This is a genomic window from Chitinophaga oryzae, assembly GCF_012516375.2.
Taxonomy (GTDB): Bacteria; Bacteroidota; Bacteroidia; order Chitinophagales; family Chitinophagaceae; genus Chitinophaga; species Chitinophaga oryzae.
In genome coordinates, this window is the sequence record NZ_CP051204.2 from 7,537,869 (window position 1) to 7,550,682 (window position 12,814).

Genomic DNA, 12,814 nt, shown 5'->3' on the forward strand with positions numbered 1-12,814 from the left:
CAAAGACAATAAGCGTATTAAGTACCTTACAAAGAGATCATTTCACAATCTTGCCTATCAAAAAATAGTGACGTCATTTTTTTTGGAAATAATTTTTTGTTTACAAAATAAATGTATATTCGTATACAAATAGAGTAGAGATCCATCCGGCGGACCACTGGTTTTCCGGACCATAAAGCAAACATCAACCAATCAAACCGGCATCCTCCCGGCTGCCGATTGAATTACAGTATCATACCAGCAATACCATTTTACAGGATCATCAGCCGAAGGCTGATACAGGATTTGTATGTGAGCAACTGAACAACGAGCGGCATGCTGGTAACCAGGACCTAAGCAACCAACATCAACGCCAGCCACCACGGCCTGCGGGATTTTATAACCTGTAATTTAAAAATATGGTTTTCAACATCCGTACCAGGAGTAATACTGACCAGTTCAGACCTGGTATCCTGAGATTGTCACTCACGGCAGCGCTCTCCTTGCTCCTGCTGCTCCTATGCCATTCCCGGACGCTCGCAGCGGCCGACACGCTACGTGTAACCGGCACCGTTACCGACAGTACCGGCGCTCCTATGCCGGGGGTGCTGGTGAAAGTAAACGGCACCTCACAGGCTACCACCACCGACGCCTCCGGACACTTCCTGCTGAAACAGGTGCCGGCAGGCGCCACCATCCTGTTCAGCATGATGGGCTATCTGCCGCAGGAAGTAAAAGCCGGCAGCACCCCGCTGTATATCCGCCTGCGGCCAGGCGTCCGGCTGCTGGACGAAGTAGTGGTCACCGACGGCTACCGCGTCACCACCCGCGCCGCCAACACCAGCGCCATCGGCACCATCAGCGGCCAGGCACTGGAAAACAAACCTTTTTCCACCTTCATGCAAAGTATGCAGGGAAAAATAGCAGGCGTATCAGCGCCACTTACCAGCGGCCAGCCCGGCGCCAATGTCAGCATCCGTATCAGGGGCGTAGGGTCGCTCTCCCTCTCCTCCGATCCGCTGATCGTGGTAGATGGCATGATTGTCAATTCCGGCCAGCTCTCCGGCGCCGTGACCACCTCCAACGCCCTCGCCGGCATCAACCAGAACGACATCGAAAGCATCGACGTACTGAAAGATGCCGCCGCCACCGCGCTGTATGGCTCCCGCGGCAGCACCGGCGTGATCGTCATCACCACCAAAAGAGGTAAAACGGGAAAAACACAGGTCAGAGCCGACGCCGAAGGCGGCGTAGCCAGCCAGCTCCCACTCCCGCATGCCGGCCGTCCGCTCAACGCTGCGCAATACGCCGAACTGTTCCGCGAAGGCCTGCGCAACTCCGGTTATACAGATGCGCAGATCACCGACCTCGCTGATAAATATGGGCTCAACAGCGGAAAAAGCAACGACTGGTACGACCTCGTGACCCGCACCGGCCGTCAGCAACAGTACAACGTTAGCCTCAACAGCGGCACCGAAAAAACAAAACTGTTCGCCTCCGCCGGTTATTTCGATCAACAGGCCACCACCATCGGCGCAGACTTCAAACGCATCTCCGGCCTCATTAACTTCGATCACCAGATCAACAAACGTTTTCTGCTGTCTGCCGGCGTCAACGTATCCAATGTAGACCAGAACACCCCCTATAGCACCCAGTACTCCGGCAACCCCACCTGGGCAGCACGCGCACTGCGTCCTTTCCAGCTCGCCTACAACGACAATGGCGCCGTAAACACCGCCACCGCCGGCAATACTAATTTTCCGGGCATCTACAATCCTTTGTGGATCGCTGAAAACGATAGTAAACGACTGTCCGAAACGAGAATGCTCGGCAATGCCAAACTCAAATGGAACATCTGGGACAAACTTGTATACACCAGCTACTTCAGCATCGATTATAACACCATGGAGGAAACCATCTTCCTTAACCCGGTCATGGGCGACGGCGTTTCCGCCGGCGGCACCAGCAAAAACTACTATTCCCGCTACACCAACTGGCTTACCCGCAACCAGCTGGACTATCGTTATGATATTCCGGGCTATGATAATTTTTACGTGACCGCCTCCGTCGGTTACGAGGCACAGAAATCCAAAAAATACCTGCTGGCAGCCGTCGGCAGCGGATTCCCTTCCTCCCATGAAGACCTCACCGCACTGAGTAACGCTGCCACGCCAACAGGCGCCTATGGCCAGTTCAGCAACTACGCCTTTACATCGCTGTATTCCAGCGCGGGCATCAACTACCGCAACAAATACGCGCTCAACGGCTCCTACCGGAGAGACGGCTCTTCCCGGTTCCCGTCCAACAACCGCAACGCAGGCTTCTATTCCATCGGTGGCACCTGGAACGTGCATGAAGAAAACTTCTTTCAGCAGCAACAGATACTGTCATCCCTGAAAATCCGTTCCTCCTACGGCACCACCGGCAATGCCAACCTCGGCAACTATGACTGGATGCCGCAGGCCAGCTACAGTAGTTCGTATAGCTATGCAGGTTATAACGGAAGCCAGTATTCCATCGTCGGCAACACCGACCTGCGCTGGGAGACGTCCAAAAAATTCGATGCCGGCGCCGATATAGGTTTTAACAACGATCGTTTCATGCTGACCATCGATTACTACTACAACAACATCGATGGCCTTATCCGCGCGGTGAACACCTCCCTTACCACCGGCTTCGGCGCTGTCAGCCAGAACGTTGGCGCTATGGTCAACAAAGGATGGGAATTCACCATCAAAGGCGATGTGCTGAAATACAAGCATTTCAACTGGTACGCCAATTTCAACCTCGCGCTGAATAAAAACGAGATCACCCGCTTACCCAAAGGCACACTGGAACGCAATGATATGTTCTACCTGAAAGAGGGCTACAGTTTCAACAACTACTACCTGAAAGAATTCGCAGGAGTAGACCCGCAAACCGGCAGTCCCATGTACTATACAGACGGCGGGCATTCAGCCACCACCACCGATATCTCAAAAGCCTCCTACGTGATACAGGACAAACAATCTGTACCCAAATATGCAGGCGGATTCAATAACACTTTTACCTATAAAGGCATTAGTCTTAGTGTAGATTTCAATTACAACCTCGGCTATTGGGTATACGGCGCTTCCGACATCTATTTCACCTCCGGCGCCTACTACACTTACAACAAATACCAGTTTATCTACGACAGGCGCTGGACAACACCCGGACAGCAAACCGATGTGCCCAAATTCAGTACCACCACCGATAATTCCGTAAGCACGTACCGGTTGTACCGCGGTGATCATATCCGTTTGCAAAACATCAGCATCGGTTATGATTTCAGCCAGCTGCCGCTGGCGAAACGTGTAGGCGTCAACAAGCTGTATGTATATGGCAGGGGCACTAACCTGTGGACCAAAACGTTCGACGACCGTCTGCCTTTTGATCCGGAAGTCAGCTATTCCGGCTTCGATTACCAGAACATGCAGAAATACAAAACATTCACTTTCGGGATTAACGTAGGATTTTAAACCACTGACCATGAAGAAATACCATAAACATAAATGGTTGCTGCTACTGGTGGCCGCCACCACCCTGATAAGCGCCTGCGGCAAACAGTTCCTCGATGAACAGCCCCCTACTTCCGTTTCCATAGAGAAAGGTATTCTCACCGATACAGATATGATGGAAGCGCTGGCCGGCCTGTACAGAAACCTCGACAACTATTTCCTTTTCGGCCGCAATGCGGTCGTATTCGGTGACCTGCTGGCGGATAACGTATACCTCAGCAGCACCAATTCCAGCCGCCTCCTGACGCAATACAGTTATACATTTATCGTATCCAGCCCGGAAACCAGGTTGCTGTGGGCGCAGAGCTATTACAGCATCCTGCAGGCCAACAGGATCATTGGCGCCCGTATCAATATCAACAATAACGTCAACCAGTTAAGAGGCGAGGCTTATACCCTCCGGGCGTTGTGCTACCTGAACCTTGTCAACTGGTTCGCTACGCCATACACCGTGAGGCCTTCCGCCGACGGGGTGCCGCTGGTCACTCTCTCCACCGATGTAGGCGGCGCCTTTATCAAACCGGCACGCAACACGGTTGCCCAGGTGTATGATCAGATCATCAGCGATCTGGACAGCGCCTATCAGATCATGCCCGACGCCACTCCATCCATCCATACCGCCAGCTCCAACTTCATCACCAAACAGGCCGTAAAAGCCTTACAGGCGCGTGCCTACCTGTACAAAGCCGATTATGCCAAAGCCCGCGACGCCGCCCTGCTGGTGGTGAAGAACGGCGGCTATACGCTGGCGGCCGACGCCGGCAGCTTTAACGCCTACTGGTCATCCTCCGCCGCACGCACCGACAAGCTGGAGACCATTTTTGAACTGAACAACTCCGCCGCCGCCAACAACGGTCCGGAAGGAATGGATTACATGTACTCCCGCAACGGCCTGGGCGACCTGCTCGTCACCGATGACACCTATGCCCTTTATACGGCCACGGACAAACGCCGTTCACTGATCATCGACAGCCTCCGTGGCGGCTATCAGGCGTATATTGTCAACAAATACCAGAATGCCGGTAAAACAGACAAGGACGAAGTTAAGCTGCTACGCTATGCAGAAGTACTGCTAACACTGGCTGAATCCTACGCCAGGCTGGGCGACGAAGCTAACGCCCTGCTTTATCTGAATAAAGTGGCACAAAACCGCGATGCCGCACTGGCGCCCTACACCTATAGCGGCCCTGCACTGACCGATGCCATCCTGCTGGAAAGACGCAAAGAGCTGGCCTTTGAAGGACTTCGTTTTTTTGACCTTACCCGTACCAACGCAGAAATACACCGTCAGAACATGGGCGTAAAAGGCTATACCAGTTATCCTACCGTAAAAACCACCGACTTCAGAAGGCTGCAGCCCATCCCTGAAGTGGAAACAGGGGCTAACCCAAATATCGCCCAGAATCCGGGCTACTAAGCACTGTGAACAATAGAGGCCTGCTGCTTTCCTGAAAAAGCAGCAGGCCTTTGCTATTAATAAAAAAGCTTTTACAGCAAACGGGGTAATTCCTTCATCGAATAAAACACCTCCGCACCCGCCGCTTCCAGATAACCCGCACTGTGTTCACTGGCATATCCCAATGCACGGAACCCGCCTGCTTTAGCGGCTTGTATGCCGGCAAGGCTATCTTCCACCACAACGCAGTCGGCAGGCGGATAACCCATGGTAGCAGCAGCGTGCAGGAAAATACCAGGGTCCGGCTTCCAGCTGTTGATCGTATAGGCGCTGAATATTTTCCCTTCAAAAAAAGGCAGCAGTCCCGTCAACCGCAGGTTCAGCTCTATCTTCTTCACCGGGCCGCTGGACGCCACACAGAAAGGCAGCGTGAGCTGCTCCAGTACTTCCCGGATACCTTCTACCGGCTTTACTTCTTTTTCAAACAGCGCGTAAGAACGGGTACGGTACTGCTCAATAAAATCATCCGCGAAGGGGCGGTCAGTCAGCGCCTGCAGCGCAGCTACAGACTCCGCCAGGTTTCGGCCGCTCATAAAACGGACAGCCTCCCCTTCATCCATAGTGACGCCGTATTCCGCTGCCAGCCCCAGTAACACGCGGATACCAATAATTTCACTGTCTACCAGTACACCATCGCAATCAAATATGACGCATCTTATCTTGTTAGTCTTCATACAACTGTCGTTCGGACCATAAAGATAATTGTGGTACGGTTATTTCTTGCATTCATCCATCACCCAATACCAGTGTTATGAAAATCATGCTTATGCTAATGGCAGCCATCCTGATAAGCAGCTGTGCCACCACCTACAATAGCCGTTTCACTTCCGCTGAGGTAAAACCGGGAATAAGTACACAAACCGTCATTGCCCGCTTTGGAAAGCCTTTTAAAAAAAGCTTCGAGCAAATCGGGGATGTACTGTACGAAGATTTTTACTACAAGGAAACCATTTATAAGGACCACTGGTTTGAGATCAACAACATCCTGCATTTCCAGGATGGGAAGCTCGTTTCCCTCGAGCAGGGCGAAGAGAGAAAGTTGTATCAACCGGCCCCGGTAGTCAGGGCGCAAAAGTAGTCTTCAGCCAATTCAGGGGTTTGTTGTTTTCCGCTTCCATTTCTGTGCAATCTTCGCCGCCGTCTCAATCATAGCCGGGTCCCAGCTTTCTATCTGCCAGTCGGAATGCGCCAGGGAAGACGCTTGCAGCGCCTTCATGGTTGCGCCGAAAGAAGCCGCCGTTTCCAGGATCTGCGACAGCTCCAGCTGCTGCCGGTACAACGTTTCGTCTTCCTGCGCTTGTGCCGGTATCTGCAGGGCTTCCGGCAGGAAACTATTCAGCGGAACAGTGCTCTTGTTTTTGTTATTGAGGAGCTGGTCCATCCGGAGGAAATCGTTGCGAAAGGCTGACCGGCTTTCCTCGCTGGCCAGCCCGGAGCCCAGCTGCTCCAATACCACGTATTTGAGAGAGGGACACAGGTCTATCGCTTTATCGAGATAGTTAAAGACCGTTGCGGGTACGGCATCATCGTGGGTATCGCGGCGGATGGTCTTGCCCGGCGTGGCTTCCGACTCGTCCCAGCTGCCGCCGGAGATATGTATTTCCCGGACGCGGTGCAGCGGATACAGGTCTTTCAGCGCTTCAAAAGAAAGATCGAAGTTATGGGCCTGACAGTAGAGGTTATGCAGGTCGAGGATGACAAAGCCGTTGACCGGTTCCAGTAGCTCGTTGAGGAAATCACCGTGTCTTTTCACTTCTTCCAGCGAATAGGAGAAAGCCAGGTTCTCCAGTCCTACCGGGCATCCGCAGGCATCCTGCATACGTTTCAGCCGATCGCGCCCGATACCGAGGGTTACCGGCGTATAGGGAATATTTAATGGTGCGCCGTGGTGAAAGTCCTTACCTGTCATAAAGCCAAAGTGCTCGGTCACATGATCGAAGCGGTAATGACGGCTGACGGTCTTCAGATGGTCCAGCCACTGTTGTTGTTCCGGTAACCATCTCCCGGAAAAAAGAGAGAAAAAGACACCATGACCGATCAATCTGTTTTCTTCGCTGAAGACGTTCAGCAGCTCTTCAAACCAGGCAGGCACGTTCTCTACGGCATACAGCGCATCGAAAGACCATTCGATGGCTTCAACCTTGGCCGCCTCCATCAAAGGAAGGCAGGCGGCCAGGATGTTGTTGTCTAGATTACAGGCGACTGTTGAAACTAATTTCGACACAATGCACGTTTTAATCAACCCATACCGCACGCGGGGCAGCCGTCGGGGAATCTTTTCTTAAATTCTTCTTCCTGTTTTTTCTTTTCTTCCTGCGCTGTAGGAAGCTTTTCTTTTTTACACGATGTGGCAGTTTGCAGGGTGAGTCCCACCAGGATAGCTCCCAGTAATGATTTTGGCAATTTCATAAATTAAAGGTTTGTAATAATGAATAATACTACAGCGCTGTATATGTATGAAACGAAGCCATGCGGTAAAAGTTACAGTGATCTTCTGCTAGATAACCTGCCAGGCCTCAGCCCATACCGCACGCGGGGCAGCCGTCACCTGCCAGCTGCGGCTTCGATGTATCTTGTTTTGCAGGAACCGAATCGCTTTTTACTTCTTTTTTCTCCTCTTTGGTGGCAGGAGCTTTGGGTGCATTACAGGAAGGGGCAGCTTGGAGGGTAATACCCGCCAGAATAGCTCCTAACAACGATTTCGACAGATGCATAATTTGGGTTTTTAAATGAATGAAAATATTTAACCGTTAAACGAAATAACGGGGCAAAATGTTACCCTTTGAATTTACCCGGAGACACCCCGAATCTTTTGCGGAAAGCTGTACTGAAATTATTGGGGCTGGTATATCCCAGCAGGTAGGCCACCGTGCTGACCTGCTCCCCTTCCTGCAACATTTTCCGTGCTTTCTCCATCCGGAGGTGGTGGATGTAACCGAATACGGTATCCCCAAACTCACTTTTAAAACCATTTTTCAGTTTGAAGATGTTTAACCCGGCCTGACGGCTCAGTTTCCGGAGAGAATGGTCCGTTTCCGGCTCTTTATCTATGAGCTCTTTAATGAAATAGAGCTTCTCTATATCCTGGGAACTTTGCAACAGGTAACCGCAGCCTTTGCCGGGGAACTTATCCCGGAACGCTTCCGTTTGTAACATAAACAGCTCCAGCACCCTGGCTTCCATCAGCATTTTACCGAAATAGCCGGTACGCCTGGAAGTGATCATATCGGTCAGCACAGAGAGCATTTGCGGCGTTACATGCAGCATCCCGGTGTCTTCCAGCTTCATCTCATTGCGGGCCAGCTGTTTGAGCAGCGCGGTATGTACCGTACATTCCTCGTGGGAGATCGACTCAAAATAATGCCGGTCAAACAGAATATCCACCTTCACCAACGGGTGTTCGCCGGTTTGGTATTCGAAGTGGGTAGACAGTTTTTCGGGCACAGGGAAAAGGCTGTGTTGCAGCGCCGCTACCTGTACCGGTTTCCGGAGTTCATCATTACGGGCCACAAACCGGCCACTCATGGAAAAATGCATCTCCACGCAGGACCTGCCGGCGCGCAGCTCCACGGCAGTACGCCTCGAAACCGACAGATGGCTGTAATTGATCTCAAATCCATCCAGAACGGTATGTTCAAAGGTGCCCTGCAGCCCGGATTCCGGCGACAGCATATAAGCTGCCTGCCGGTAATTCTTTGCTTTGTCTTCCCTGACTAAAGTAGCATGTGGTAATAAAGCTTCGAGGTACATACGGTAAAATTAAACATTATCCCTTTAGCATACTTTTTTATCCTTTTATCAAACGCTTCCCGGCGGCTGCCTGCCGAGATTTGCCCTTAAAAAAAGATGACACAGTCAGATACCATGACAGAATACGGGATGCGGCGGGTCATTATCACGCTCACCGCTATGCTGTGCGCCATTCTGGAACTGCTGGACACCACAATTGTCAATGTGGCCCTGAACGACCTGCAGGGAAATCTGGGCGCCACCCTCTCTGAAGTCAGCTGGGTAGTGACAGCCTACGGTATCGGCAATGTGATCCTGATCCCGATGACCAGCTGGCTGTCCCGGCAATTTGGCCGCCGCAACTATTTTGCGGCTTCCATCTTCCTGTTTACGCTCTGTTCACTGCTGTGCGGCATGGCCGGCAGCATCCCTGAGCTGGCGTTGTTCCGCTTTCTGCAGGGCATCGGCGGCGGCGCCCTGCTGGCTACTTCGCAGACAATCATCACAGAGTCCTATCCCGTTGAAAAAAGAGGAACGGCCAACCTCATCTTTATGATGAGCGTCATTGTGGGTCCGGCTATGGGGCCGCTCATCGGCGGATACATCATCGACCACTACAGCTGGCCGCTGATTTTCTACATCAATGTCCCGCTGGGCATCCTCGCCATCCTGCTGACATTACAATATGTGCGGTCACCCAGCTATGACAATAAGCTGCCGGCCGCCGATGTGGACTGGCCGGGCATTGTATTGCTGACCGTTATGGTAGGCTCCCTGCAGTATGTGCTGGAAAAGGGACAGGAGGAAGACTGGTTCAGCAACCGTACCATCATCACCCTGTCTGTCACCGCCGGCATCGGCGCCATATTGTTCATCTGGCGAGAGCTGTCCTGCTCCCATCCCATCGTTTCCCTCAGGGTGCTTCGCAACAGGAACCTGGCAGCCGGCACCGCTTTCTCGTTCATCTATGGCTTCGGGTCGTACGGGTCAACGTTTATCGTGCCGCTATTTACGCAGTCGCAGCTCAACTGGCCCGCCACCGACGCAGGGCTGCTGGTATGCCTTACCTCCCTTACCAGCCTGCTGATCTTTCCGCTGACCAACAAGCTGTTAAAGTCCGGCGTCAAACCACAATACATGATGAGCTGCGGCATGATCATCTTCTTTGCGAACTGCTATATGAGCGCCCACATCCTCACGCCGGAAACCGGCTTTCAGACATTCTTCTGGGTGCTGATATTCCGGTATTTCGGACTTAACATGATCCTGTTGTCCATCAGCGCCATCGCCTTTTCCACCTTACAGACACGGGAGATAGCAGAAGGCGCCGCCTTTACCGGCATGACGCGGCAACTGGGCGGGTCCTTCGGCATCGCCATCATCACCACTTTTATTGTCCGGAGAAACATGCTGCATCGCGGGCAATTGCTCTCGCACCTGAGCGCAGACGAGCCGGGCATGCTGGCACGGCTGCATCAGACTACGCAGGCCTTTAAAGCCCAGGGCTTCCAGGAAGATGTTGCCACCGGTCATGCACATAAACTGCTGGATATGGTCGTCCTCAAACAATCTACTTTATTGTCTTACATGGATGTCTACATCGTTATCGGTTTTCTCTTTCTCAGCTGTGTGCCTTTTATCCTGTTACTGAAAAACGGAAAAGCAGCCGCCGTTGCGGATGCTCACTGATCATTTCATTAAGCCAACATTATCATCCTATCATGAATGCAATTAAAACAGGACGGGTGCTCTTATACCTGTCGCTTGTCCTCTGGTGGCCTCTTCGGCACAACGGGCAAACACCAGTGCTCCTTCTCGACAGCGCCATTAACAGGGGACTGGCCCACAGCCATACGCTACGGCTGGACAAGGCCGCTATCACCGCTTCCATACAGCGGTACCAGCAGGCAAAAGATGCCAGTCTCCCCACCGGCAGCATCAGCGCTACTTTCAGTCATATGGAAGTGCCGGCAGACCATATTGAGCTGGGCAGCCTCGACTGGACGCTGGGCAAACGCGGCGAAACCTACATGGCCCATGCAGGTATCAAACAAACTATCTACGAAGGCAACAAGCTCCGGTATGCCCGGAAATCCGCTTTGCTGCTTCTGCAATTGTCCAACCTGGACCTGGAACAGCATACCACGGAAGTAGCCTATGCTATCGCGGAGCTATACCACGACCTGTATAGAATCCATCGTCACCTGCAGGTATCACAACAACAGGCGCAGGCTGTCGACAGCCTGGTGCGGCAAGCCACTGATCTGTACGAACAGGGTATTGTCACCCAAAATGATGTTTTGCGTTTCAGGCTGCAACGCTCGGAAATACAAATAGCCCGTACACAACTGGAAGCAGAACGCCGTACCATACAATACAGCCTCAATGTATTGCTGGGTTTCCCGGAAGACACGGTAGTAACACCTGCACCGGTACAACCGCCGTTCCAGGCCGGCAATACACTGGACACCTTTCTGGCCCAGGCCTTCCGGCAGCGGCAGGAACTGAAACAGTCAACCGTACAGTACTCACTGGACCAGTACCATCTGCGCAGCCTCAAAGCAGAACAACTGCCCACTCTTTCCGGCAGTATCACCGCTGACTATATTCATGCAGGCGCTGCTTTTATCCCGCCGGCAGGCTCCTATCTGACACCTATCTCGGCAGGCGTCACGGTAGCCTGGAACTTCTCTTCGCTATGGTCTGCGCGGCATCAGATTTCTCAGGCGAAGGTCCGGCAGGACCAGACGCTGATCCTGCGCGACCAGCTGAAAGAGCACATACGCCAGGAAGTAAATGCCTGCTACCAGCGCTACGAACAAGCCGTTCAGACGATACTCCTGCTGCAATCGGCAATTGAGCAGGCCGCAGAAAACAACCGTATACAATCGGACCGCTATCAGTACAACACCACTTCTGTCACCGATCTGATCGATGCCAACAGCCGCTTGTATCAGGCGATGGCCAACATAGAAATAGCACGTTCTGACGCCAGCCTCGCATGGTTCCGGTTATTAAAAGCCACCGGTAGTATTACAACATCCTACTAAATAATATATCACATGGAAGAAAACAGGAAAAAGAAAAAAATGCTACTGCCAGTTATCTTACTGGTAGCAGTTATCGCCGGTGTCATTATCGGGATAAACAGGTACCAGTATTACAGCACACACGAAGAAACAGATGACGCACAGATTGACGGAGACCTGAGTGTGGTGGTATCCCGTGCCGGCGGTTACATCGATTCTATTTATTTTGAAGACAACCAGCGGGTGATAAAAGATCAGTTGCTCATTAAACTGGAAGACAGGGAATACCACCTGAAACTGGAGCAGGCGCTGGCCGCGCATAAGCTCGCCAGTTCCCGCATCGATGTCGCCGCCACCCAGGTGGCCACATCAGAAGCTGCGTCCTCCGGTTATAAAGCGGAAACAGAAGCCGCCAAAGCGAAGCTGTGGCAGGCAGAACAGGACTTTGCCCGCTATTCCGCACTGGTCGCCAAAGGCGCCGTTCCGCGGCAGCAATACGATCAGGCCAAAACCAACAGAGATGCGGCAGCCGCTGCTTATGCCGCCGCCAATGGCCAATACCATACCGCCCTTCAGCAGATCGGTAACCACCGCTCACAGCTGCAGGTCACCCATACCGCCGTCCACCGCGAAGCAGTAGACGTGGACTATGCACAGCTGATGCTGTCATATACGCACATCACCGCACCGGTGACCGGCCCTGTCACCAAGCGGAAAGCGCAGCCAGGGCAACTGATACAACCGGGGCAAACACTTTTTTCTGTCGTTGATGAAAAGAGCCTCTATGTAACGGCAAATTTTAAGGAAACACAGCTGACCCATATACGCCCGGGACAACCGGTAAAAATCCGGGTAGATGCCTACCCCGACCTGGAACTCAATGGTACCGTACATAATTTCGCGGCCACCACCGGCGCGAAAGTTGCACTGCTGCCGCCGGACAACGCCACCGGCAATTTCGTAAAAGTAGTGCAGCGTATTCCGGTGAAAATAAAAATAAACGCCGTCGATACCACACTGCGTTTATTACGGCCAGGCATGAACGTAGAAGTAACCGTAACTACGCGTTAAAAAAAACGGGC

At 52.5% G+C, this 12,814-nt stretch carries 11 protein-coding genes; 6 read left to right on the top strand and 5 right to left on the bottom strand.

What is annotated here, in order from left to right; translation table 11 throughout:
* The first annotated feature begins 398 nt into the window (after nucleotides 1–398).
* On the top strand, nucleotides 399–3,479 hold the full coding sequence (locus tag HF324_RS29905) for a SusC/RagA family TonB-linked outer membrane protein (RefSeq protein WP_168861504.1): 3,081 nt from the start codon (nucleotides 399–401) through the stop codon (nucleotides 3,477–3,479).
* A 10-nt stretch (nucleotides 3,480–3,489) separates the two neighbouring features.
* Entirely contained in the window at nucleotides 3,490–4,935 is a 1,446-nt protein-coding gene (locus tag HF324_RS29910) for a RagB/SusD family nutrient uptake outer membrane protein (protein WP_168861505.1), read from the top strand.
* A gap of 71 nt (nucleotides 4,936–5,006) precedes the next feature.
* Here HF324_RS29910 and HF324_RS29915 read toward each other — a convergent pair whose 3' ends face one another.
* Entirely contained in the window at nucleotides 5,007–5,648 is a 642-nt protein-coding gene (locus HF324_RS29915) for an HAD family hydrolase (RefSeq protein WP_168861506.1), read from the bottom strand.
* 77 nt (nucleotides 5,649–5,725) lie between these two features.
* Here HF324_RS29915 and HF324_RS29920 point away from each other — a divergent pair, with 77 nt between their 5' ends.
* Complete coding sequence (locus tag HF324_RS29920) at nucleotides 5,726–6,052, top strand: hypothetical protein (protein ID WP_168861507.1); 327 nt, start codon at nucleotides 5,726–5,728, stop codon at nucleotides 6,050–6,052.
* Nucleotides 6,053–6,064: 12 nt separating this feature from the next.
* On the opposite strand, the gene HF324_RS29925 is transcribed toward HF324_RS29920, so the two are convergent.
* The 4 genes from HF324_RS29925 to HF324_RS29940 form a co-directional block, all read right to left on the bottom strand.
* Nucleotides 6,065–7,198 (bottom strand): multinuclear nonheme iron-dependent oxidase, encoded by a 1,134-nt coding sequence (locus HF324_RS29925; RefSeq protein WP_258539328.1) that lies wholly within the window; start codon nucleotides 7,196–7,198, stop codon nucleotides 6,065–6,067.
* Between the two features lie 14 nt (nucleotides 7,199–7,212).
* Complete coding sequence (locus HF324_RS29930) at nucleotides 7,213–7,383, bottom strand: chryseobasin-related MNIO class RiPP peptide (RefSeq protein WP_168807089.1); 171 nt, start codon at nucleotides 7,381–7,383, stop codon at nucleotides 7,213–7,215.
* A gap of 107 nt (nucleotides 7,384–7,490) precedes the next feature.
* A complete protein-coding gene (locus HF324_RS29935) occupies nucleotides 7,491–7,688 on the bottom strand; it encodes a chryseobasin-related MNIO class RiPP peptide (protein WP_168807091.1) in 198 nt (65 codons plus the stop codon).
* 61 nt (nucleotides 7,689–7,749) lie between these two features.
* Complete coding sequence (locus HF324_RS29940; RefSeq protein ID WP_168807093.1) at nucleotides 7,750–8,724, bottom strand: helix-turn-helix transcriptional regulator; 975 nt, start codon at nucleotides 8,722–8,724, stop codon at nucleotides 7,750–7,752.
* 96 nt (nucleotides 8,725–8,820) lie between these two features.
* Here HF324_RS29940 and HF324_RS29945 point away from each other — a divergent pair, with 96 nt between their 5' ends.
* Genes HF324_RS29945 through HF324_RS29955 form a run of 3 tightly spaced genes read left to right on the top strand, consistent with a single transcriptional unit; the run spans nucleotide 8,821 to nucleotide 12,803 of the window.
* Entirely contained in the window at nucleotides 8,821–10,392 is a 1,572-nt protein-coding gene (locus HF324_RS29945) for a DHA2 family efflux MFS transporter permease subunit (RefSeq protein ID WP_168861508.1), read from the top strand.
* Between the two features lie 32 nt (nucleotides 10,393–10,424).
* Nucleotides 10,425–11,753 (top strand): TolC family protein, encoded by a 1,329-nt coding sequence (locus tag HF324_RS29950; protein ID WP_168861509.1) that lies wholly within the window; start codon nucleotides 10,425–10,427, stop codon nucleotides 11,751–11,753.
* 12 nt (nucleotides 11,754–11,765) lie between these two features.
* Nucleotides 11,766–12,803: an HlyD family secretion protein gene (locus HF324_RS29955; RefSeq protein WP_168861510.1), complete on the top strand. Its 1,038-nt coding sequence runs from the start codon at nucleotides 11,766–11,768 to the stop codon at nucleotides 12,801–12,803.
* The last annotated feature ends 11 nt before the right edge of the window (nucleotides 12,804–12,814 follow it).